The organism is Pseudomonas sp. PS02290 (assembly GCF_029960075.1).
GTDB lineage: Bacteria > Pseudomonadota > Gammaproteobacteria > Pseudomonadales > Pseudomonadaceae > Aquipseudomonas.
Genome location: NZ_JASCOY010000005.1, coordinates 125,955 through 147,965 on the forward strand (window position 1 = coordinate 125,955; position 22,011 = coordinate 147,965).

The 22,011-nt window shown below is 59.6% G+C and carries 20 protein-coding genes and 1 pseudogene; 15 read left to right on the forward strand and 6 right to left on the reverse strand.

Features of this window, described 5'->3' with window-relative positions; all coding sequences use genetic code 11:
• The first annotated feature begins 279 nt into the window (after positions 1-279).
• The 7 genes from QMX88_RS04965 to pdeM all read left to right on the forward strand — a co-directional run bounded on the left by QMX88_RS04965 (position 280) and on the right by pdeM (position 7,906).
• Positions 280-1,062 (forward strand): transporter substrate-binding domain-containing protein, encoded by a 783-nt coding sequence (locus QMX88_RS04965; protein ID WP_282366877.1) that lies wholly within the window; start codon positions 280-282, stop codon positions 1,060-1,062.
• 79 nt (positions 1,063-1,141) lie between these two features.
• Positions 1,142-1,870: an ABC transporter permease gene (locus QMX88_RS04970; protein ID WP_172609418.1), complete on the forward strand. Its 729-nt coding sequence runs from the start codon at positions 1,142-1,144 to the stop codon at positions 1,868-1,870.
• Positions 1,867-2,577 (forward strand): ABC transporter permease, encoded by a 711-nt coding sequence (locus QMX88_RS04975; RefSeq protein WP_192171576.1) that lies wholly within the window; start codon positions 1,867-1,869, stop codon positions 2,575-2,577. Before QMX88_RS04970 ends, QMX88_RS04975 begins: the two co-directional genes overlap by 4 nt.
• Positions 2,578-2,586: 9 nt before the next feature.
• Positions 2,587-3,705 (forward strand): succinylglutamate desuccinylase/aspartoacylase family protein, encoded by a 1,119-nt coding sequence (locus QMX88_RS04980; protein ID WP_282366878.1) that lies wholly within the window; start codon positions 2,587-2,589, stop codon positions 3,703-3,705.
• A 12-nt stretch (positions 3,706-3,717) separates the two neighbouring features.
• Positions 3,718-4,482: an ABC transporter ATP-binding protein gene (locus QMX88_RS04985; protein ID WP_192171578.1), complete on the forward strand. Its 765-nt coding sequence runs from the start codon at positions 3,718-3,720 to the stop codon at positions 4,480-4,482.
• 278 nt (positions 4,483-4,760) lie between these two features.
• Positions 4,761-7,253, forward strand: a complete 2,493-nt coding sequence (locus QMX88_RS04990; RefSeq protein ID WP_282366879.1) for a ligase-associated DNA damage response DEXH box helicase — start codon at positions 4,761-4,763, stop codon at positions 7,251-7,253.
• Positions 7,250-7,906 carry a ligase-associated DNA damage response endonuclease PdeM gene (gene pdeM, locus QMX88_RS04995; RefSeq protein WP_192171580.1) on the forward strand — a complete coding sequence of 219 codons (657 nt, stop codon included), beginning with the start codon at positions 7,250-7,252 and terminating at the stop codon, positions 7,904-7,906. Before QMX88_RS04990 ends, pdeM begins: the two co-directional genes overlap by 4 nt.
• Positions 7,907-8,026: 120 nt before the next feature.
• Here the strand turns inward: pdeM and QMX88_RS05000 are convergent, their stop codons facing one another.
• The gene (locus QMX88_RS05000; RefSeq protein ID WP_074889014.1) at positions 8,027-8,248 is read right to left on the reverse strand and encodes a hypothetical protein; all 222 of its coding nucleotides are present in this window, start codon (positions 8,246-8,248) and stop codon (positions 8,027-8,029) included.
• Positions 8,249-8,357: 109 nt separating this feature from the next.
• A complete protein-coding gene (gene dcd, locus QMX88_RS05005; RefSeq protein ID WP_002554836.1) occupies positions 8,358-8,924 on the reverse strand; it encodes a dCTP deaminase in 567 nt (188 codons plus the stop codon).
• Positions 8,925-9,234: 310 nt separating this feature from the next.
• On the opposite strand from dcd, the gene QMX88_RS05010 reads away from it, so the two are divergent.
• Positions 9,235-9,444: a cold-shock protein gene (locus QMX88_RS05010; RefSeq protein ID WP_002554837.1), complete on the forward strand. Its 210-nt coding sequence runs from the start codon at positions 9,235-9,237 to the stop codon at positions 9,442-9,444.
• 166 nt (positions 9,445-9,610) lie between these two features.
• Here the strand turns inward: QMX88_RS05010 and apbC are convergent, their stop codons facing one another.
• Positions 9,611-10,705: an iron-sulfur cluster carrier protein ApbC gene (apbC, locus tag QMX88_RS05015; protein WP_282366883.1), complete on the reverse strand. Its 1,095-nt coding sequence runs from the start codon at positions 10,703-10,705 to the stop codon at positions 9,611-9,613.
• A 182-nt stretch (positions 10,706-10,887) separates the two neighbouring features.
• On the opposite strand from apbC, the gene metG reads away from it, so the two are divergent.
• From metG to QMX88_RS05035, 4 genes and pseudogenes are all read left to right on the forward strand, one after another.
• On the forward strand, positions 10,888-12,936 hold the full coding sequence (metG, locus tag QMX88_RS05020; RefSeq protein WP_282366885.1) for a methionine--tRNA ligase: 2,049 nt from the start codon (positions 10,888-10,890) through the stop codon (positions 12,934-12,936).
• Positions 12,899-13,822 (forward strand): annotated as a pseudogene (gene rsxB, locus QMX88_RS05025) (electron transport complex subunit RsxB); the annotation flags it as partial. The gene metG and the pseudogene rsxB, both read left to right, overlap by 38 nt.
• Positions 13,823-13,842: 20 nt before the next feature.
• Entirely contained in the window at positions 13,843-14,481 is a 639-nt protein-coding gene (nth, locus tag QMX88_RS05030) for an endonuclease III (protein ID WP_108122181.1), read from the forward strand.
• Positions 14,482-14,586: 105 nt separating this feature from the next.
• Positions 14,587-14,775 carry a PA3496 family putative envelope integrity protein gene (locus QMX88_RS05035; protein ID WP_192171584.1) on the forward strand — a complete coding sequence of 63 codons (189 nt, stop codon included), beginning with the start codon at positions 14,587-14,589 and terminating at the stop codon, positions 14,773-14,775.
• Between the two features lie 100 nt (positions 14,776-14,875).
• Here the strand turns inward: QMX88_RS05035 and QMX88_RS05040 are convergent, their stop codons facing one another.
• The gene (locus tag QMX88_RS05040) at positions 14,876-15,502 is read right to left on the reverse strand and encodes a response regulator transcription factor (protein ID WP_037012286.1); all 627 of its coding nucleotides are present in this window, start codon (positions 15,500-15,502) and stop codon (positions 14,876-14,878) included.
• 1,138 nt (positions 15,503-16,640) lie between these two features.
• Between QMX88_RS05040 and QMX88_RS05045 the strand changes: the two genes are divergently transcribed.
• Entirely contained in the window at positions 16,641-17,195 is a 555-nt protein-coding gene (locus QMX88_RS05045) for a hypothetical protein (protein WP_282366896.1), read from the forward strand.
• 170 nt (positions 17,196-17,365) lie between these two features.
• On the opposite strand, the gene QMX88_RS05050 is transcribed toward QMX88_RS05045, so the two are convergent.
• Positions 17,366-18,583, reverse strand: a complete 1,218-nt coding sequence (locus QMX88_RS05050; protein ID WP_007938916.1) for an argininosuccinate synthase — start codon at positions 18,581-18,583, stop codon at positions 17,366-17,368.
• A gap of 130 nt (positions 18,584-18,713) precedes the next feature.
• Complete coding sequence (locus QMX88_RS05055) at positions 18,714-19,700, reverse strand: flagellar protein MotY (protein WP_282366906.1); 987 nt, start codon at positions 19,698-19,700, stop codon at positions 18,714-18,716.
• A gap of 144 nt (positions 19,701-19,844) precedes the next feature.
• Between QMX88_RS05055 and pyrC the strand changes: the two genes are divergently transcribed.
• Both pyrC and rnt read left to right on the forward strand, forming a co-directional pair.
• On the forward strand, positions 19,845-20,891 hold the full coding sequence (pyrC, locus tag QMX88_RS05060; RefSeq protein WP_282366908.1) for a dihydroorotase: 1,047 nt from the start codon (positions 19,845-19,847) through the stop codon (positions 20,889-20,891).
• A complete protein-coding gene (gene rnt / locus QMX88_RS05065; protein ID WP_122536107.1) occupies positions 20,888-21,565 on the forward strand; it encodes a ribonuclease T in 678 nt (225 codons plus the stop codon). Before pyrC ends, rnt begins: the two co-directional genes overlap by 4 nt.
• Positions 21,566-22,011: the final 446 nt, after the last annotated feature.

Below are 22,011 nucleotides of genomic sequence, written 5' to 3' on the forward strand. Positions count from 1 at the left end.
TTTCGAATCTCCCCTCAGCTGTTAAAAGCACCGCTGCAGACCTTTGAGGCTGCAACTTTTTCGCCCACTCTCAACGGGATGCGGCTACTCTGCCGGTGCCTGCGGGGCCTCAAAAAAAGACAAAAGATGGCTCTAAGTCATCATTGCGACAACTCCGTACATTTAAAACGCGCGTTCGTTTGTTTGGTTCGGAAATTGCTGTCTATTTACGGTCTGGCTTTTGCCGGTAGCAAGCCTTCGCGTGTTCCCAACGCTCAATTTGGTTTTAAGGACTGAACGATGAAAAAAGCATGGCTGACCCTTTCCGCACTCGCCATCTGTCTGGCCGCCGGTAACGCAATGGCCAAGGAATACAAGGAGCTGCGTTTCGGCGTCGATCCTTCCTACGCGCCATTCGAATCCAAAGCCGCCGATGGCAGCCTGGTGGGCTTCGATATCGATCTGGGCAACGCGATCTGTGCTGAACTGAAGGTCAAGTGCAAGTGGGTCGAAAGCGATTTCGACGGCATGATCCCGGGCCTGAAAGCCAACAAGTTCGACGGTGTGATCTCCTCCATGACCGTGACCCCGGCCCGCGAGAAAGTCATCGACTTCTCCAGCGAACTGTTCTCCGGCCCTACCTCGCTGGTCTACAAAAAAGGTTCCGGCCTGACCGCTGACACTGCGTCGCTCAAAGGCAAAACCGTGGGTTACGAGCAGGGCACCATCCAGGAAGCCTACGCCAAGGCCGTTCTGGACAAGGCGGGCGTGAAAACCCAGGCCTATGCCAACCAGGATCAGGTGTATGCCGACCTCGTTTCGGGTCGTCTGGACGCCTCGGTTCAAGACATGCTGCAAGCCGAGCTGGGCTTCCTGAAGTCGCCACAAGGCGCTGACTACGAAGTCAGCAAGCCAATCGACGATCCCCTGCTGCCAGCCAAAACGGCCGTCGGCATCTCGAAAGGTAACAAGGACCTGAAAGCGCTTTTGGACAAAGGTATCAAAGCGTTACACGATGACGGCAAGTACGCCGAGATCCAGAAGAAGCACTTCGGCGATCTGAATCTGTACAGCGGTAAATAAGCCAACAGACGCCCGTTGATTTCAGCCAGAATCCGCTGCTGAAGTTAACGGGCGTTTTTATTGACTGTATAGGTTGCACATGTTCGAAACTCTCCTGCAAAACCTGGGACTGTCAGCATTCAGCCTGAAAGGCTTCGGCCCGCTGTTGCTGCAAGGCACCTGGATGACCGTCAAATTATCGGTAATGTCGCTGCTGCTGGCCATTGTGCTCGGCCTGCTGGGCGCCAGTGCCAAACTGTCAAAAGCCGCCGTGCTGCGGGTTCCGGCCCAGATCTACACCACGCTGATCCGGGGTATACCGGACCTGGTGCTGATGCTGCTGATCTTCTACAGCCTGCAAACCTGGCTGACCACGCTTACCGAAGCGATGGAATGGGATTACATCGAGATCGACCCTTTCTCTGCCGGCGTCATCACGTTGGGCTTCATCTATGGCGCGTATTTCACCGAGACCTTCCGCGGCGCGATCCTCGCCGTACCGCGCGGTCAGGTCGAAGCCGCTACGGCTTACGGGCTCAGCCGTTCGCAACGGTTTCGCATGGTGGTGTTCCCGCAGATGATGCGCTTCGCCCTGCCCGGCATCGGCAACAACTGGCAAGTGGTGCTCAAGGCCACGGCGCTGGTGTCGATCATCGGTCTGGCCGATCTGGTCAAGGCCGCGCAGGACGCGGGTAAAAGCACGTATCAGCTGTTTTACTTCCTGGTACTCGCCGCGCTGATCTATCTGGTCATCACCAGCGTGTCCAACTTCGCCCTGCGCTGGGCCGAACGGCGTTATGCCGCTGGCAGCCGGGAGGCTCAACGATGATCGAGTTGCTGCAGGAATACTGGCGCGCCTTCCTTTATACGGACGGTCAGAACATCACCGGCCTGGCCATGACGATGTGGCTGCTCAGTGCCTCCATCGCCATTGGCTTTGTCGTTTCGATTCCTCTGTCCATCGCCCGCGTATCGCGCAATCCGCTGGTGCGCTGGCCGGTGCAGTTCTACACCTACCTGTTCCGCGGAACGCCGCTGTATATCCAGTTGCTGATTTGCTACACCGGGATCTACAGCATCGCCGCCGTAAGGGAGCAGCCAATGCTCGGCGCGTTCTTCCGTGACGCGATGAACTGCACCATCCTCGCCTTCGCGCTGAACACCTGCGCCTACACCACCGAAATCTTCGCTGGCGCCATTCGCAGCATGAACCACGGTGAAGTCGAGGCGGCCAAAGCTTATGGCCTGACCGGCTGGCGCTTGTACGCCTACGTGATCATGCCGTCGGCGCTGCGCCGTTCGCTGCCTTATTACAGCAACGAAGTGATCCTGATGCTGCACTCGACCACCGTGGCTTTCACCGCCACCGTGCCGGACATCCTCAAGGTCGCACGTGACGCCAACTCGGCCACCTTCCTGACGTTCCAGTCGTTTGGCATCGCGGCGCTGATCTACCTCACGGTCACGTTCATTCTGGTAGGCCTGTTCCGACTGGCTGAACGCCGCTGGCTGGCCTTCCTCGGCCCGACTCACTAGGAACCCTGCATGCGACACCAGACCCATGATCTGCTGGCCCCGGTGCCCGGCACCGCGCGGCAGATCCACAGCTTTCACTACGGCCCGGAAAACGGCGCCTGCAAGGTTTACATCCAGTCGTCCCTGCACGCCGACGAACTGCCGGGCATGCTGGTGTCCTGGTACTTGAAGCAGCGACTGGCCGAGCTTGAAAACGCCGGCCAGTTGCTCGGCGAGGTGGTGGTCGTTCCGGTGGCCAACCCGGTCGGCCTGGAACAGGTCCTGATGGACATGCCGCTGGGCCGTTACGAGCTTGAGAGCGGGCAGAATTTCAATCGCCGCTTCGTCGACCTCGGCCAGCAAGTGGGGGATGAAGTCGAAGCGCTGCTGACCGATGACCCCAAGGGCAACGTCACGCTGATTCGCAAAACCCTGCTGGCCGCACTGAATAACTGCGTCGGCAGCACCCAACTGGAGTCCCAGCGCCTGACGTTGCAACGGCTGGCCTGTGACGCTGATGTGGTGCTGGACCTGCATTGTGATTTCGAATCCGTCGAGCACCTGTACACCACGCCCGAGGCCTGGCCGCAGGTCGAAGCGCTGTCGCGTTATCTCGGCGCCCAGGCGAGCCTGCTGGCGACCGACTCTGGCGGGCAGTCATTCGACGAATGTTTCACGCTGGTCTGGTGGCAACTGCAGCAGCGGTTTGCCAAGCGCTTCCCGATCCCGCTGGGCAGTTTTTCCGTGACCCTGGAGTTGCGCGGCCAGGGGGATGTCAATCACGCTCTCGCCAGCCGCGACTGTCAGGCGATCATCAGCTACCTGATGCACCATGGCGCCATTGCCGGCGAGCCGGTTGCGCCCCCTGAACTGATTTACCCGGCGACTCCGCTGGCGGGCGTCGAACCTGTTGCCACGCCGGTCGGCGGTCTGCTGGTGTTCTGCACACTGCCCGGCGAATACGTCGAGGCGGGGCAACTGATCGCTGAGGTCATCGACCCGATCAGCGACACGGTGACCCCGATCCACACGGCCAACGCTGGCCTTATGTACGCCCGCTCATTGCGACGCATGGCGACCGCCGGCATGGTCATCGCCCATGTCGCCGGCACCGAAGCCTACCGCAGCGGCTACTTACTTTCTCCTTGAGGACTGCCCTTCATGTACAAACTGACCATCGATGGCCTGCACAAAAGCTACGGTGACCACGAGGTGCTCAAAGGGGTGTCGCTCAAGGCCAGCGTTGGCGACGTGATTTGCCTGATCGGCGCCAGCGGCTCGGGCAAGAGCACCTTCCTGCGCTGCATCAATTTTCTCGAACAACCCAATGACGGCGCCATGAGCCTGGACGGCCAGCCCGTGCGCATGGTCAGCGACGCCGGCGGTATGCGCGTTGCCGATCCGGCCGAGCTGCAGCGGATTCGTACGCGGCTGGCGATGGTGTTCCAGCATTTCAACCTGTGGAGCCACATGACGGTGCTGGAAAACATCACCATGGCCCCGCGCCGGGTGCTGGGGGTGTCAAAAGCCGAGGCCGAGGCCCGCGCGCATAAATACCTGGACAAGGTCGGGCTGCCCGCGCGCGTCGCCGATCAATACCCGGCGTTTCTGTCCGGCGGCCAGCAGCAGCGTGTGGCCATCGCCCGCGCCCTGGCGATGGAACCGGAAATCATGCTGTTCGACGAGCCTACATCGGCGCTCGACCCTGAATTGGTCGGCGAAGTGTTGAAGGTGATTCAAGGCCTCGCAGAAGAAGGCCGGACCATGATTCTGGTGACCCACGAAATGGGTTTCGCCCGCAAGGTTGCCAATCAGGTGGTGTTCCTGCACCAAGGCCAGATCGAAGAAATGGGCCACCCGGACGACGTGCTGGGCAGCCCGAAGAGCGAGCGCTTGCAGCAGTTTTTGAGTGGAAATTTGAAATAGTCACTTGCTGTAGAGATACGGGGCTGACACCCCACTCTGGTTCAGCGCACGCGTAACCTGTGGGAGCGACCGGGGTGGCGTTCCACCTTGCTCGCGAAGGCATTCTGTCAGTCAGCCTACCTGTTGCTGACCCGCCGAATTCGCGAGCAAGCTCGCTCCCACAATGCCCGATACAGCCGGTACATCTCTGCCCGACAACAATCGATCCAAACGGATATTCCATCAAACTAATCCACCCTCCCAGCGGTCTCTGACTTAACCCCTCCCAGAGCCTGCGCATGCCAAAAGCCGTCAATTTCGCCAAGCGCTGGTTTGCCGAGCGTGGCTGGAAACCATTCCCCTTCCAGAAGGAAGTCTGGGCCGCCGTCGCTCGCGGCGAGTCGGGGCTGCTGCACGCCAGCACCGGCGCGGGCAAAACCTACTCTGTGTGGTTTGCCGCACTCAACCAGTTCGCCAGACCTGCGCCCGAGCCCACGGAGCAGAAGCCGCGCAAACGCAAGCCGGTCGCCGCGCCCCTCAGCGTGCTGTGGATCACGCCCATGCGTGCCCTCGCCGCTGACACCGCCCGCGCGCTGGAAGGCCCGCTGCAGGATTTGCAGATTCCCTGGAGCGTCGGCCTGCGCACCGGCGACACCAGCAGCAGCGAACGCGCCAAACAGGGCCGGCGCCTGCCCTCCGCGCTGATCACCACGCCGGAGAGCCTGACACTGCTGCTGACCCGCGCCGATGCTCAGGCGACGATGTCGACGCTGAAGATGGTCGTCGTCGATGAATGGCACGAGCTGATTGGCAACAAGCGCGGCATCCAGTTGCAACTGGCGCTGGCCAGGCTGCGCCAGTGGAATCCCGAGCTGGTCATCTGGGGCCTTTCCGCAACCCTCGGCAATCAAGATCATGCGCAACAGGTGCTGGTGGGCGACCACGGCACCACCGTTCACGGCAAAGTGGTCAAGGAACTGATCGTCGACACGCTGCTGCCGCCCTCCATCGAGCGCTTCCCCTGGGCCGGGCACATGGGCTTGCGCATGCTCCCGCAGGTGCTGGCCGAAGTGGACAGCAGTTCCAGTTGCCTGCTGTTCACCAATACCCGGGCGCAGTCGGAAGTCTGGTATCAGGCGCTGCTGGAAGCGCGTCCTGACTGGGCCGGGCTGATCGCGCTGCACCACGGCTCGCTGTCCCGCGAGGTTCGTGACTGGGTTGAACGCGCCCTTAAAGAAGGCCACCTGAAAGCCGTGGTCTGCACCTCCAGCCTCGATTTGGGCGTGGACTTTCTGCCAGTCGAGCGGGTGCTGCAGATCGGCTCGGCCAAAGGCGTCGCGCGGTTGATGCAGCGTGCAGGACGCTCGGGCCACGCGCCAGGCCGCCCGTCACGGGTCACGCTGGTGCCGACTCATAGCCTGGAGCTGGTGGAGGCCGCCGCTGCCCGCGCCGCCGTCGACGCCCGCCTGATCGAACCCCGCGAATCACCCCACAAACCGCTGGATGTCCTCGTACAACATTTAGTGAGCATGGCCCTCGGTGGCGGCTTTACCCCCGACGCGTTACTCGCCGAAGTTCGCACCGCATGGGCCTACCGGGACCTGACCGACGAAGAATGGGAATGGGCGCTGGCGTTCGTGCGCTACGGCGGCTTGTCGCTGACGGCCTACCCTGATTATCGACGCGTCGAGCCGGACGAAGACGGCATCTGGCGCGTCCCCGATGCGCGCCTTGCCCGCCGCCACCGCATGAGCGTGGGCACCATCGTCAGCGACGCCAGCATCAATGTGAAGTATTGGAGCAAGGGCGGCGGAGGCGGATCCCTAGGGAGCGTCGAAGAAGGCTTCATCGCCCGATTGAAACCCGGAGACGGCTTTTTGTTCAGCGGTCGCCTGCTGGAACTGGTGCGCGTTGAGAACATGACCGCGTACGTGAAAAAGGCGACGAGCAAAAAAGCCGCCGTCCCACGCTGGAATGGCGGACGGATGCCGCTCTCAAACGAATTAGCCGATGCCGTTGTCGAGAAATTCGATGCGGCTGCCCGGGGTGATTTCAGCAGTCCCGAGATGCACATCGTCAGCCCGTTGCTCGAGGTGCAGCGGCAATGGTCAGCGTTGCCGCGCAAGGACACGCTGCTCGCGGAAGTCCTGAAGTCCCGGGAAGGCTGGCATTTGTTTCTGTATCCCTTCGCCGGACGGCATGTTCACCTGGGACTGGCAAGCTTGCTGGCGTGGCGGCTGAGCCGGGACACGCCACTGACTTTTTCCATCGCCGTGAATGACTATGGCTTCGAGCTGCTCAGCGCCACCCCGATCGACTGGAACGAGCGTCTGACGACTCAGCTGTTTTCCGAAGACGAGCTTCTCGCCGATATCATTGCCAGCCTGAACGCCGGTGAACTGGCCTTGCGCCGCTTCCGCGAGATTGCCCGCATCGCCGGGCTGGTGTTCTCCGGCTACCCCGGCGCCCCCAAAAGCAACCGACAACTGCAGGCCTCCAGCGGCTTGTTTTTCGAAGTGTTCAAACAGTACGACGCCAGCAACCTGCTGCTGACCCAAGCGCAGGAGGAAGTACTGCGACAGGAGCTGGACGTGGCCCGTCTCGAACAAACCCTCAGCCGCATCAACAACCGGACCCTGGATTTGCACGTGATCAAACGCCCCACCCCGATGGCCTTTCCGCTGCTGGTCGAACGCATGCGCGAAAGCCTCAGCACCGAAAAACTCTCCGACCGCATCGCACGCATGGTCAGCGATCTGGAAAAAGCCGCCGGACCTGAGGTCATGACGTGAGGCCGTATCTTTCGATTCAACTGGCAGGTGCGGAGTTGTGGTTACTGGCGGACAAAGCCATTTATTACCCGGCGGAGCGCGCGCTATTGATCGCCGACGCCCACTTTGGCAAGGCCGCTGCCTACCGAAGGCTGGGCCAGCCAGTGCCCCATGGCACCACCGACGATAACCTTCAGCGCCTGGATGCACTGCTGGCGAGCTACGACTGCGATCGGTTGATCTTTCTGGGGGATTTTCTTCATGCTCCGGAGTCCCATGCGGCTGGCACGCTGGCGGCCATTCAGGCATGGCGCGACAAACACCACGATCTGGCAATCACCCTGATTCGGGGGAACCATGACAAGCGTGCAGGGGACCCGCCACCGGCGTTGCGCATGGACGTCGTCGAGGAGCCGATGTTTCTGGGACCATACGCGCTACAGCATGAACCTGACCCACACCCTGACTTTCACGTACTGGCGGGCCATGTTCACCCGGCGTACAGGCTATATGGACGGGGACGCCAGCGATTGCGGCTGCCGTGCTTCTACGTGCTGCCACGGGTGAGCCTGCTGCCAGCATTCGGCGCGTTCACGGGGGGAATGAATATTGATCGGGCTGAGAACAGCAAGATCTATGTGGTAGGAGATGGCGCGGTGTGGGAGGCGGTTTGAGAAAAGCGGGCAGTTCGAGATCGCGGGTCGACGTGCGTCGAGCCACCACTGGTCATTAGCTGACGACCAAACCGGGGACAAATTATGCCCGCCGATGCCGCGGCACCGACGGGACATGAATCAGGCAACCGGCGCGGGTGGCGGCTCGTCCGGGATTGTCGGCACGCCGCCTTCGTCAGGCTGGGGGTACTCGTTTGGACTGTCCGGATCTGGCTGCCCGGGAATGCCCCCGGCGACCATATTATTGAGGTGTGGATGCGCTAACAGCGACCAAGCCAGCAAACCAACCTGATTGGCACTCGGGTCGGGTTCCTTGCTGCTGGTGTTGATGTGTCTCTTCATAGGGCACTCCTGAGCGTTGGTCCCATTCGCATGGTGCGGATGGGAACAGTTCAGTCAATAGAGTGCGAATTCCGAGACAAATTCACTGACTGGCTGACAAATGGCGCTATCAGGTACGCGGCAGCGTCACACCGCGCTGGCCCTGGTACTTGCCGCCACGGTCCTTGTAGGAGACTTCACACTCTTCGTCGGATTCCAGGAAAAGCATCTGTGCGACGCCTTCATTGGCGTAAATCTTCGCCGGCAGCGTGGTGGTGTTGGAGAACTCCAGCGTCACGTGGCCTTCCCATTCAGGCTCAAGGGGGGTCACGTTGACGATGATGCCGCAGCGCGCGTAAGTGCTTTTGCCCAGACAGATGGTCAGCACGTTACGCGGAATGCGGAAATATTCGACGGTGCGCGCCAGTGCAAACGAGTTAGGCGGGATGATGCAGACATCGCTTTTAATATCGACAAAACTTTTTTCATCGAAATTTTTCGGGTCCACCGTCGCCGAATTGATGTTGGTGAACACCTTGAATTCGTCGGCGCAGCGCACGTCGTAGCCGTAGCTGGAGACACCGAAAGAGATCACTCGATCAGCGCCTTCGCCGCGCACCTGACGCTCCACAAACGGCTCGATCATGCCGTGTTCCTGCGCCATGCGGCGAATCCACTTGTCCGATTTGATGCTCATGGCGGTGTCCTGAATAGCGAGGTGAAAAAGATGTCCGGCATCTTACCGGTCGAACGCTCCGGGTTCAAAGATTGCGCGCCGTGTGCATTAAGGGCGTTGAGCCACCTCAAGAAAAAATCGCAGACAGCCCCTTTGCACATCTGAAAAAGTGGGGTAAGGTGGCTCCACTGTGTTGCTTGTGTCACTGAGAATATCTACACGATGTTGAATTTCGATCCAACCATCTCCAAGAATTTTTCCTGCTCTTTGCACTCAGTCTCGGCCAGGGCATTTCCTGAGTCGCAGTTAACTTTGTCCAAGGAGATACACCATGTCTAATCGCCAAACTGGTACCGTTAAGTGGTTCAACGATGAAAAAGGCTTCGGCTTCATCACTCCACAATCCGGTGACGACCTGTTCGTTCACTTCAAAGCTATCCAATCCGACGGCTTCAAAAGCCTGAAAGAAGGCCAACAGGTCTCTTTCATCGCTACCCGCGGTCAGAAAGGCATGCAAGCTGAAGAAGTTCAAGTTATCTAACTTGTACTGATTCGCTTAAAAGACCCCGCCCTCAAAAGCGGGGTTTTTTTATGCCTGTCAAAAAAGCACTTCTGCCCATCCCGCCTGCAACCTCCACCTGAAACCCCATCAGCGCGACATGCCGAGCATCCGACACATCGCGCATCTCGCCTACCGGCTTAATGCCTCAATCGTCGCTGACAGAAATGCTCGGCATCTCCGCCGTGGCAGCTTCCTGCAGCACGATCCGCGCGCCCACATGACGCGCCAGCTCCTGATACACCATTGCGATCTGACTCTCAGGCTCGGCAATCGCCGTGGGCTTGCCGCCATCGGCCTGTTCTCGAATCAACATGGACAGTGGCAGCGAGGCCAGCAGCTCGACGCCATACTGGGTCGCCAGCTTCTCCCCTCCGCCTTCGCCGAACAAATGCTCGGCATGGCCGCAGTTCGAACAGATGTGAACGGCCATGTTTTCAACGACACCCAGCACCGGGATGTTGACCTTGCGGAACATCTCCACGCCTTTCTTCGCGTCCAGCAATGCAAGGTCCTGCGGGGTCGTGACAATGACGGCGCCAGCGACCGGCACCTTCTGCGCGAGGGTCAGCTGGATATCGCCGGTGCCAGGCGGCATGTCGATGACCAGATAATCCAGGTCATTCCAGGCGGTCTGGGTCACCAGCTGCAGCAGCGCTCCCGAAACCATCGGCCCTCTCCAGACCATCGGTGTGTTGTCATCGGTCAGAAACGCCATGGACATCACTTCAATGCCGTGGGCCTCAATGGGCACGAACCACTTCTGATCCTTGATCTTCGGACGGGTGCCTTCGGCAATGCCAAACATGACGCCCTGGCTCGGGCCGTAAATATCGGCATCGAGAATGCCCACACGCGCACCTTCCCGGGACAGCGCCAACGCCAGGTTGGCCGCGGTCGTGGATTTACCGACGCCGCCTTTTCCCGACGCAACCGCCACGATGTTCTTCACGCTGGCCAGGCCAGGGATCTGGCCGAGGGCTTTGTGAGGGTGAATCACCGACGTGATCTGGACGCTCGCCGAGGCGACGCCATCCAGCCCTTCAATCGCCATCTGCAGCATCTGCGCCCAGCCGTTCTTGAACAGCGCGGCCGCGTACCCCAACTCCAGCTGGACGCTCACGCGACTCCCGTCGATCTCGATGGCGCGGACACACCCGGCACTGACCGGGTCCTGATTCAAGTACGGATCGATGTACTGGCGAAGGACGGCTTCCACCGTTGCGCGATTGACAGCGCTCATGGGTGACTCCTTAAAGACTGAGTAAAACAGGCGGCCATCCTACCTTGTATGCCCGATAAAGAGCGCAGCGACGTTTTTCTTTCAAGCACATCGGCAGATTCCCACATGCAGCGCGGGATGAAAAAAAACGCTCAGGCCTTTATAGTGGCCGACCTCCGTTTCACTTCAAGTAGCCGAGCCCAATGTCCGAGCCACGCAAGATTCTCGTCACCAGCGCCCTGCCCTATGCCAATGGTTCCATTCACCTTGGCCACATGCTCGAGTACATCCAGACCGACATGTGGGTGCGCTTTCAAAAGCACCGCGGCAACCAGTGCATTTATGTGTGCGCGGACGACGCCCATGGTTCGGCCATCATGCTGCGCGCCGAAAAAGAAGGCATCACGCCCGAGCAACTGATCGCCAACGTGCAGGCCGAGCACAGCGCCGACTTCGCTGACTTCCTGGTGGATTTCGACAACTTCCACTCGACCCACGCCGAAGAAAACCGCGAGCTGTCGAGCGAGATCTACAAACGTCTTCGCGACGCCGGCCACATTGCCACGCGCTCCGTGACGCAGTATTTCGACCCGGAAAAGAAAATGTTCCTGGCCGACCGCTTCATCAAAGGCACCTGCCCGAAATGCGGCACTGAAGACCAGTACGGTGACAACTGCGAGAAGTGCGGTGCCACCTACGCCCCGACTGACCTGAAAGACCCCAAGTCCGCGATTTCCGGTGCAACCCCGGTGCTCCGAGACTCCAAGCATTTCTTCTTCGACCTGCCTGCGTTTGACGCCATGCTCAAGAGCTGGACGCGAAGCGGCACGTTGCAGGACGCCGTGGCGAACAAGATCGCCGAGTGGCTGGATTCCGGCCTGCAGCAGTGGGACATCTCCCGCGATGCGCCGTATTTCGGTTTCGAGATCCCCGACGAGCCGGGCAAATATTTCTACGTATGGCTGGATGCGCCGATCGGCTACATGGCGAGCTTCAAGAATCTGTGCGCGCGCCGTCCGGAGCTGGACTTCGACGCGTTCTGGCGCAAGGATTCGACCACCGAGCTTTACCACTTCATCGGCAAAGACATCGTCAACTTCCACGCGCTGTTCTGGCCAGCAATGCTCGAGGGTTCGGGATTCCGCAAGCCTACCGGCATCAACGTCCACGGCTACCTGACCGTCAATGGCCAGAAGATGTCGAAATCCCGCGGTACCTTCATCAAGGCACGCACCTACCTCGAACATTTGTCGCCGGAATACCTGCGTTACTACTACGCGGCCAAGCTGGGCCGTGGCGTCGATGATCTCGACCTGAACCTTGAAGACTTCGTGCAGAAGGTCAACTCTGACCTGATCGGCAAGGTGGTGAACATTGCCAGCCGTTGCGCGGGATTCATTCAGAAAGGCAACGCAGGTCTGCTGGTGGCCGGCAATGCCGAGCCCGAGTTGACGGACGCTTTCCGCACCGCAGCGCCGAGCATTGCCGACGCCTACGAGGCGCGTGACTTTGCCCGCGCGATGCGCGAAATCATGGCGCTGGCCGACCGCGCCAACGCCTGGATTGCCGAAAAGGCGCCGTGGTCGCTGGCCAAGCAGGAAGGCAAACAGGACGAGGTTCAGGCGATCTGCGCCCTGGGCATCAATCTGTTCCGTCAGTTGGTGATCTTCCTCAAGCCTGTGCTGCCGAATCTGGCCGCAGACGCCGAGCAGTTCCTCAACGTCGCGCCACTGACCTGGAACGACCACCAGACGCTGCTGAGCAATCATCAGCTCAACCCGTTCCAGCCGCTGATGACCCGCATCGACCCCGTAAAAGTGGAAGCCATGACCGACGCATCGAAAGAAGACCTGGCCGCCAGCGCCACCGACACAGGTGCGGCACCGCAGGGCAATGGCGAGCTGACGAAAGACCCGCTCTCTCCGGAGATCGACTTCGACGCCTTTGCGGCGATTGACCTTCGCGTCGCGCTCATCGAGAAAGCCGAGCACGTCGAAGGCGCCGACAAGCTGCTGCGCCTGACGCTGGATATAGGCGACGAGAAGCGCAACGTCTTCTCCGGCATCAAGAGTGCCTACCCGAACCCGGCGGAGCTGGAGGGTCGGTTGACCATGATGATCGCCAACCTGAAGCCGCGAAAAATGCGCTTTGGTATCTCGGAAGGAATGGTGATGGCAGCGGGTCCTGGCGGTGAAGAGATTTACCTGCTGAGCCCTGACAGCGGCGCCAAGCCCGGTCAGCGCATCAAGTAACCCGACCCGAACCGTAACATTCTGCACGTTATCGACGGCCCGCTCGGGTCGTCGATCTGGTCCAAGCATGAGCCTGATTCAGCGCATCGACGCCTTGCTGCCGCAAACCCAGTGTGGGAAGTGCGGCCATCCAGGCTGCCAGCCCTACGCCGAAGGCATTGCGAGCGGCGAAGCCATCAACAAATGTCCACCCGGCGGCGACGAGACCATCGCAGCACTGGCTCGACTGCTGAAAGTGCCGGTGCTGCAACTGGACATCGAACGAGGCCGCGCGCCGGCGCAAGTCGCGTTCATTCGCGAGGCCGAATGCATCGGTTGCACCAAATGCATTCAAGCCTGCCCCGTGGACGCCATCGTTGGCGCCGCCAAGCTGATGCACACCGTCATCGTTCAGGAATGCACCGGCTGTGATCTGTGCGTTGCGCCCTGCCCGGTCGACTGCATCGACATGCTGCCGTTGCCAGTGACCTCCGTGCCGTTCATTGGTGATTGCCCGATGGATGAAGAGCAGCGATCCGTCAGGGCCGTCAAACGCAGTCGTGCGCGGCAACGCTTTGATGCGCGCTCGGCCCGCCTGCAGCGCGATGAGCAGCGACGCCAGGCTCGCCCGTTACGGACCGTCACGCCGGCCGTTCTCCAGCCAGATCCGGCGCAAGCCGCCCTGGCGCGGATTCGCTCAAAACCGTCGACAGGCAGTGACGCGGCGTTGAAACAGGCACGCGCCCAGGTCGCCATGAGCAGAGCTCAACTGCTGAAGTCGTTGAAAGCCTTTGGTCACCCGCCGATTGCCGAACAAGCTGCGCAACTCGTGCAACTGCAGCGTGGCCTCGACGAGGCAGAGCATGCGCTGGCCCAATTGCAGAACCCGGCGCCCGCAGCACCGTCTTTTCAGGAAAAGCCCACCCCATGAACGCCGCCAAACGCCTTGAGATCTTTCGTCGCTTGCACGAAGACAATCCCGATCCCAAAACCGAACTGGCCTACACCACGCCGTTCGAGCTGCTGATCGCCGTGATTCTCTCGGCACAGGCCACCGATGTCAGCGTCAACAAGGCCACGGCGCGTCTCTACCCGGTCGCCAATACGCCTGAGGCGATTTACGCGCTGGGTGTCGAGGGTTTGTCTGCCTATATCAGGACCATTGGCCTGTACAACAGCAAGGCCCGAAACGTGATCGAAACGTGCCGTTTGCTGATTGAATTGCACGGCGGCGAGGTGCCGCAGACCCGAGAGGCACTCGAAGCCCTTCCCGGCGTGGGCCGCAAGACCGCGAATGTGGTCCTGAACACCGCGTTCCGCCAGTTGGCGATGGCAGTCGACACGCACATCTTCCGCGTCAGCAACCGTACCGGCATCGCGCCAGGGAAGAACGTGGTGGAAGTTGAAAACAAGCTGATGAAATTCGTGCCAAGGGATTACCTCATGGATGCGCACCATTGGCTGATCCTTCACGGGCGTTACGTGTGTATTGCGCGCAAGCCCCGGTGTGGCAGTTGTCGGATCGAAGACCTGTGCGAGTACAAGGCCAAGACCTCTGACGATTGAACAATAGCGTCTCAAGGCTTTGATCGATTAAAAAAATCTTTTTTACCCGCGCAGGGTTTGTCGTTATAAGGAGCGCCAACGACCGTTCACGCCTGAGGCTGAATCATGAGCGATGAAAAAGACACCATCGAAGTCGAAGTTGACGACGACTTCGTGATCGAGGACCCGGACGAAGTCCCGCCCGCGCCGGTAGAAACCGCCAAGACCAACCTCAGCAAGCGCCGCACGATCGACAACCTTCTGGAAGAGCGTCGCCTGCAACGTCAGCTTGCGGATTACGACTTCGATTTCTGAGCCGGCCTGGACGGCACTCGAGCAGCAGGCCTCTCCCGACAGAGAGGCTTGGCGGCATCAGCTGATGACGCCGCCCTCAAACACCGTCCTCTCACGGCCATCAGACCAACCCGTTTCGTTGCGCGAGCTCGATCAAGTCGACCAGCGAATGCGCATTGAGCTTGAGCAGCAGGCGCGTCTTGTACGTGCTGACGGTTTTGTTGCTCAGGAACATGCCGTCGGCGATTTCCTTGTTGGTCTTGCCACGGGCCAACTGCTGCAACACCATCATTTCCCTTCCCGACAGACGATCCACCATCTCCGCCTCACTGGCATTGCCGAGACTGGAGCGCACTGTGTGCAACGCCTGGTTGGGGAAATAACTGTAGCCGGACAACACCGCCTTGATGGCGCTGAGCAACTCGGTCAGATCCTGCTGCTTGCAGACATAACCTGCAGCACCCGCCTGCATGCAGCGCATTGAAAAATGCCCCGGTGCCTGGGAAGTCAGGATCAGCACCTTGAAGGCCAGCGTCATCGCCGACAATCGGGCGATAACCTCAAGGCCATCGAGCTTGGGGATACCGATGTCCAGAATGACAATGTCCGGCAAGTGCTCGCGCGCCAGTTGTAACGCATCCACGCCGTTATCCGTCTCGGCAATGACTTCGTAGCCATGGCGTTCCATCAACATGCGTACGGCGAGCCTGATGACAGGGTGATCATCCACGATCAACACTTTATTCATGAGCAGTCCATTCTTCGCTGTTCGAATTTTCAGAGCCCGCACAATAGCTTAGTCGTTTAGTGCTTTGCATGGCGCTCCTCCCTGCAGATCAGCAGGCAAAGACCTTTCTCACTCAACCAACAGAAAAATCCTACAAAACCTGCCCTATCCGCTCTATTTTTTACGATGTTCAATCCCGTCTCAGTACGTGACCGCATAATGTCCGAGACCGCAAGTGGTAATTTTTGAATCCTGAATACGCTGAGCAGTTCTCACTATATGAATCCGGGTTGATAGCGCGATTTGTCCTAAGGCAGGTCGGCGAACCGCCTGCTCCGCCGACGGGTTTGAATACGCGGAAATCCAGGGCTTTCCTGGACGCTCGGGAAAAATGGTTATCTCTGTGAGGACTGGCTCAGGCCAATGGGTTTAAGCCCATTCACCTTGGGCGTATGGCTTCAGCATATGCCCATATTGCCGGGCCGCCAGCAAACAAAAATCATAAAATATTGCGGGCCATGGGAACCGTATGCGACCGCACACATTTGGTTAAATGACACAGGCAAACTCGAAGAGTTTGATTACATCTTAAATACTCGAAAGGACCTACAGCGTGTTCAGAAATTTCTGAACAGTCCGGATTAACTTTCAACTGGTCCCGCCTTGATACGGGGTACCGGGAGGGGGCCAGATAGTTACCCCTCGAACCGGGTTACCCAACTTATAACGACCGCCTCACATCACCCCCTATTAAAACGAGGGGCTGGCCCGCCTCTCACGTAATACCATTCAGACGATAACATCCAGCACCCTCAGGCCATTCCAGAAAAATACTACATAACTAACGGATTATTATTACCGCAAAGAACTTCACCGAAAGGAATTAAAAAACAAACCCCCTATTTTTTGGCTTTTTACTTGCCAAACCTATTACCAGTCGTTACTTTTTGATGAGCGAATGGTTCAGCCCACTAATAGTTAGTGGCTCTTATCACAATATAAGATTATTGCACACATAAATACTGGCGCTTCTATATGACAGTAATCCGTGCGCAGGCCGCTCTTCGGCTTGAATAAGCCATTCAGTGTTTAAACGCTCTTAAGCGTGAACGTCCCGGCGGTGAAGGCTGTTTAGTTGATATGTTCAAAGGAACCTACCATGACCAAGAAAATAAAATACTCCATTGGCGCAATCAGTGACCCTATCAAACTGGCGGAGGCGGTAGAGCGCTATGTTTCTCAGGGCGGCGTCATTAACGTCATTGCAGAAGGAGAGTCGCGGGAGACGGAAGCGTCGAGGCAAACCCGAGAGGCCGATCCGGAAGCCGAGCTGTGCACCAAGGTCGACCTGCTCAAGGGCCTTGTGGCCAAGGGAGCTGGTGTCGCCGCGCTGCAATACTCGCTGCGCATGAACCAAAAGGACATCAAGCGTTTGGCCAGCGAGAACGGCCTGAAAATCCGCTACTGCCAGCCTGTTCGCCGGTCACGCGCATCCCGGCAACGAGAGCCGGTTACCCTGGACGACGCCATTGCCGGGCATGCCATGCATTACTCGGCGCTGGGTTACACCGTTCCGGAGATCGCTCAACTACTGGGTGTCGGCGTACGCGATATCTGGGACATCGGCAAAGCCTATCGTTTTGAGTTTCGTACAACTTCGCAGGGGGGTACGGCTGAGAAAGCCGCTGGCGGAGAGACAGATTTGCCAGATTGAGGCAGGAGATAACGCACAGCGCAAGAGCTTCTATTACTGCTCTTGAACGACGGCAACAACCGGCCGGTGTCGGATCAGTAAAGGTTGCAGGTGAAGCGGCAGCGGCATACGGAGGACAGGTGTAATGAGTGCAGCCCTGAACAAGGGCTGCACATCAATCACGACAACGATCAGAACAACTTGCGGCCTTTGTTCGCTGCAATCCGCATGCGCAATGCATTGAGCTTGATAAAGCCCGCAGCGTCTGCCTGGTTGTAGGCGCCGCCGTCTTCTTCAAACGTCGCGATGTTGGCATCGAACAGCGACTCGTCGGACTTGCGACCGGTCACGATGACGTTGCCTTTATACAGCTTCAGGCGCACGACACCATTCACGTGGGCCTGCGACGCATCGATCATCTGCTGCAGCATAAGACGCTCAGGGCTCCACCAGTAGCCGGTGTAGATCAGGCTGGCGTATTTCGGCATCAGCTCGTCTTTAAGGTGAGCGACTTCGCGGTCCAGGGTGATCGACTCGATCGCACGGTGAGCGCGCAGCATGATGGTGCCGCCCGGGGTCTCGTAGCAGCCGCGGGACTTCATGCCGACATAGCGGTTTTCGACGATGTCCAGACGACCGATGCCGTGCTCGCCGCCAATGCGGTTCAAGGTGGCAAGGACGGTGGCCGGAGTCATTTCAACGCCGTCCAGTGCCACGATGTCGCCATTGCGGTAGGTCAGCTCCAGGTACTGCGGCTTGTCCGGCGCGTTTTCCGGGGACACTGTCCACCGCCACATGTCTTCTTCGTGCTCGGTCCAGGTGTCTTCCAGCACGCCGCCTTCATAGGAGATGTGCAACAGGTTGGCGTCCATCGAGTACGGGGATTTTTTCTTGCCGTGGCGCTCGATCGGGATCGCGTGCTTCTCGGCATAGTCCATGAGCTTCTCGCGGGACAGCAGGTCCCACTCGCGCCATGGCGCAATGACTTTTACACCAGGCTTGAGCGCATAGGCGCCCAGTTCAAAGCGGACCTGGTCGTTGCCTTTACCGGTAGCGCCGTGGGAAATGGCGTCGGCGCCGGTTTCGTTGGCGATTTCGATGAGGCGCTTGGCGATCAGGGGGCGCGCGATGGAAGTACCCAGCAGGTACTCGCCTTCATAGACGGTGTTGGCGCGGAACATCGGGAACACAAAATCACGCACGAATTCTTCGCGCAGATCGTCGATGTAGATTTCTTTGACGCCCATGGCTTGTGCCTTGGCGCGTGCCGGCTCGACTTCTTCGCCCTGACCCAGGTCAGCGGTAAAGGTCACCACTTCGCAGTTGTACGTATCTTGCAGCCACTTGAGGATTACCGAAGTATCCAGGCCACCGGAATACGCGAGAACTACCTTGTTTACGTCCGCCATGCCATCACTCCAACGCGTTGTACGGAAAACCGACGAGTTTACCGATCACGCGCAGGAATTTACAGTGTCGCGACAGCTTCTGACGACAAAGCGACAGATTCTGTCAGTCAGACGACCTGGGCGCGCATCATCAAGACGCCTTGGCGGGGGTCGCACCGGCTGCTGTAACAGGCGCGGCGCCCGGCGTTGGCGTTGCGGCAGGCCCGGGCAATGGAGCCGGCGTCGGAGCGGGTGCAGCAGCGGGCGGTATGGCCGGAGTCTGCTGCGCCACACGCTCCAGGTGAATGTTGACCCGGCGGTTGCGCGCGCGATTGGCGTTGTTGGTGTTGGGCGCCAGTGGGTACTGTTCGCCGTGGAAGCGCAGGGTTATCTGCTCTTCCGGGATGCCTTGGGCTTTAAGGTAGTCCATGACCGACAGCGCACGACGCCGCGACAGATCGCGGTTGGTCAATCGGTTACCACTGTTGTCAGAGTGACCATCGAGTTCGACGTGATTGACCGTCGGATCAGCCTTCATATAAGCCAGCACGGTGTCCAGCTGGCGTTTGGCCTTGGCGTCCAGCTCGATGCCGCCGCCAGGGAAGCCGATCTCGGACTGACGCACTTGCTCGAAATTCATCGGCAACAGCTTCGCCGTACACACTTGAAACTCGCCGTAGGCCTTGCTGAATTTGACTGGCAACAGACGGACTTCCATCGCGCCGCCGCCATCGCGCAGAGAATGACGAAACACCGGGCTGCGCCCTTCCATCAAGCCCGCGATCAGGCGTGTGGCCTGGGCCTGGTTGGTATTGAAAGGAATCTCGCCGCCGCTGACTCTCACCGCGCCAAGATTGAGGTCACTGCGACCCGGCTGCCACGGCGCCGCGGCGGCAATCAACATGGCCGAACCGGACGCCAGACTGTAGCCATTGGCTTTCAAGCGAAACGTCGGCTGCTCACCCGCGCGACGCACGAACTCTCCGGCACCGAAATCGGTGATCGGCTGCGTCAGCCTGCACTCGAACTGGTCGCCTTCCACCTTCCACTCAATATTCTCCAGACGGGTCTGGAAGGTGAGCGCCATGGCCGGCAGGCTGGCAAACGCGCTGAGCAGAGCTAGATATCGCTGGCGCACGGGAGGCTCCACTGAATTTACGTGTAACAGGATTTATGACTTACACGTGGCTATCGGTAACTTCCCGCAAAACTTGATAGCGAGTGCCTGGAGGAGTCTTTTCCGGTAGCATTCCCAGCGAGTTTGACCCGCCTGGAATCCCCAATGTCCGAACGCCTGACCCTCCTGCGCCCCGACGACTGGCACATCCATCTTCGAGATGGCGCTGTTTTGCCCCACACCGTCGCCGACGTAGCGCGCACTTTTGGCCGCGCGATCATCATGCCGAACCTCGTGCCGCCGGTACGCAACGCCGAGCAAGCGGACGCTTATCGTCAGCGCATCCTCGCTGCGCGCCCGCAAGGCAGTCGCTTCGAGCCGCTGATGGTGCTTTACCTGACCGACCTGACGCAGCCCGAAGAGATTCGCGCCGCGAAGGCCAGTGGTTTCGTCTACGCCGCCAAGTTGTACCCGGCAGGCGCCACCACCAACTCCGATTCGGGCGTGACCAGCGTCGACAAGATCTTCCCGGTGCTCGAGGCGATGGCCGAAGTGGGACTGCCGCTGTTGATCCACGGCGAGGTGACCCGCGGCGACATCGACGTGTTCGACCGCGAGAAAATTTTCATCGATGAACATATGCGCCGTGTCGTCGAGCGTTTCCCGACGTTGAAAGTGGTGTTCGAACACATCACCACCACCGACGCCGTGCAGTTCGTCACTGAAGCGTCAGCCAATGTCGGCGCGACCATCACTGCGCACCATTTGCTGTACAACCGCAATCACATGCTGGTGGGCGGCATCCGTCCCCACTTCTATTGCCTGCCGATCCTCAAGCGCAACACCCACCAGGTCGCCCTGCTCGATGCGGCCACCAGCGGCAGCAGCAAGTTCTTCCTCGGAACGGACTCCGCGCCCCACGCGCAGCACGCCAAAGAAGCGGCATGCGGTTGTGCCGGCTGCTACACCGCGTTCGCCGCCATCGAGCTTTATGCCGAGGCATTCGAGTCACGCAATGCGCTGGACAAGCTGGAAGGTTTCGCCAGTCTCCACGGCCCGGCCTTTTATGGCCTGCCGGCCAACACCGACACCATTACCCTGGTTCGTGACGAGTGGACGGCCCCCGCCAGCCTGCCGTTTGGCGAGCTTTCTGTTATCCCGCTGCGCGCCGGTGAAAAACTGCGCTGGCGCCTGCTGGAGGAACACGCGTGAGTGAAGAACATTACGAAGACGAGCAAGAAGGCTCCGGTGGCGGTACAGGGTCCCGGCACCCGATGGCTGCCCGTTTTCGCGGTTACCTGCCCGTTGTCGTTGACGTAGAAACTGGCGGTTTCAATTGCGCCACCGATGCATTGCTGGAAATCGCCGCCACGACGATTGGCATGGACGAGAAAGGCTTTGTCTTTCCGGACCACACCTATTTCTTCCGCGTCGAACCCTTCGAAGGTGCCAACGTTGAAGCCGCGGCGCTGGAGTTCACCGGCATCAAACTGGATCACCCGCTGCGCATGGCCGTGAGCGAAGAAACGGCGCTGACCGACATCTTCCGCGGCATCCGCAAAGCGCTAAAGGCCAATGGCTGCAAGCGCGCGATTCTGGTGGGCCACAATGCCAGCTTCGACCTGGGCTTTCTCAACGCAGCGGTTGCGCGGCTCGACATGAAGCGTAATCCGTTCCACCCGTTCTCCAGCTTTGACACCGCGACCCTGGCGGGCCTGGCGTACGGTCAGACTGTCCTGGCGAAAGCCTGCCAGTCGGCGGACATCGATTTCGATGGCCGCGAAGCCCATTCGGCCCGTTACGACACCGAGAAGACTGCCGAGCTGTTCTGCGGCATCGTCAACCGGTGGAAAGAAATGGGCGGCTGGCACGACTTCAACGACTAAGTCGATGCTGCTGCGCGATTGAAGAACCGGCCCAAGTGGCCGGTTTTTTATGGGGTGGGGATCGAGAGGCAGTGATCGGCTCACACTCCGTCAGCGCGCCGACCGGCCCCTTCCCGGCTAAAGCCGGTCCCACTAAAAGCAGCGGGTGCATTCAGCGGGACCGGGCTCAGGTGACGCGGAGCGTCACGGGATGCATGCCCATGCAGAGCGCGGGAACGATCAGCCCCCCTTAGAATCGGCTCCGACTGTAGGACCGGCTTCAGCCGGGAAGCCCTTGATCAGTTTTTGATCTTCGTACACAGAAAGCCCACTCACTGCCAATCGCGACTTGGGTGCAGGCTGAACGCAGGTCTCGCGCAGTGGGCCGAGCCGCATGGATGCGGCGAGAGCGCCGTCAGGACATGGATGTCCGTTCGGCGCGGGCCCACGGAGCGAGACCGGAGTGA

Bases quoted from the DNA above. Each gene is read 5' to 3' on its own strand.
- QMX88_RS04965 (WP_282366877.1), top strand. From the start codon at position 280: ATGAAAAAAGCATGGCTGACCCTTTCCGCACTCGCCATCTGTCTGGCC.
- QMX88_RS04970 (WP_172609418.1), top strand. From the start codon at position 1,142: ATGTTCGAAACTCTCCTGCAAAACCTGGGACTGTCAGCATTCAGCCTG.
- QMX88_RS04975 (WP_192171576.1), top strand. From the start codon at position 1,867: ATGATCGAGTTGCTGCAGGAATACTGGCGCGCCTTCCTTTATACGGAC.
- QMX88_RS04980 (WP_282366878.1), top strand. From the start codon at position 2,587: ATGCGACACCAGACCCATGATCTGCTGGCCCCGGTGCCCGGCACCGCG.
- QMX88_RS04985 (WP_192171578.1), top strand. From the start codon at position 3,718: ATGTACAAACTGACCATCGATGGCCTGCACAAAAGCTACGGTGACCAC.
- QMX88_RS04990 (WP_282366879.1), top strand. From the start codon at position 4,761: ATGCCAAAAGCCGTCAATTTCGCCAAGCGCTGGTTTGCCGAGCGTGGC.
- QMX88_RS05000 (WP_074889014.1), bottom strand. From the start codon at position 8,248: ATGAAGAGACACATCAACACCAGCAGCAAGGAACCCGACCCGAGTGCC.
- dcd (WP_002554836.1), bottom strand. From the start codon at position 8,924: ATGAGCATCAAATCGGACAAGTGGATTCGCCGCATGGCGCAGGAACAC.
- QMX88_RS05010 (WP_002554837.1), top strand. From the start codon at position 9,235: ATGTCTAATCGCCAAACTGGTACCGTTAAGTGGTTCAACGATGAAAAA.
- apbC (WP_282366883.1), bottom strand. From the start codon at position 10,705: ATGAGCGCTGTCAATCGCGCAACGGTGGAAGCCGTCCTTCGCCAGTAC.
- metG (WP_282366885.1), top strand. From the start codon at position 10,888: ATGTCCGAGCCACGCAAGATTCTCGTCACCAGCGCCCTGCCCTATGCC.
- nth (WP_108122181.1), top strand. From the start codon at position 13,843: ATGAACGCCGCCAAACGCCTTGAGATCTTTCGTCGCTTGCACGAAGAC.
- QMX88_RS05035 (WP_192171584.1), top strand. From the start codon at position 14,587: ATGAGCGATGAAAAAGACACCATCGAAGTCGAAGTTGACGACGACTTC.
- QMX88_RS05040 (WP_037012286.1), bottom strand. From the start codon at position 15,502: ATGAATAAAGTGTTGATCGTGGATGATCACCCTGTCATCAGGCTCGCC.
- QMX88_RS05045 (WP_282366896.1), top strand. From the start codon at position 16,641: ATGACCAAGAAAATAAAATACTCCATTGGCGCAATCAGTGACCCTATC.
- QMX88_RS05050 (WP_007938916.1), bottom strand. From the start codon at position 18,583: ATGGCGGACGTAAACAAGGTAGTTCTCGCGTATTCCGGTGGCCTGGAT.
- pyrC (WP_282366908.1), top strand. From the start codon at position 19,845: ATGTCCGAACGCCTGACCCTCCTGCGCCCCGACGACTGGCACATCCAT.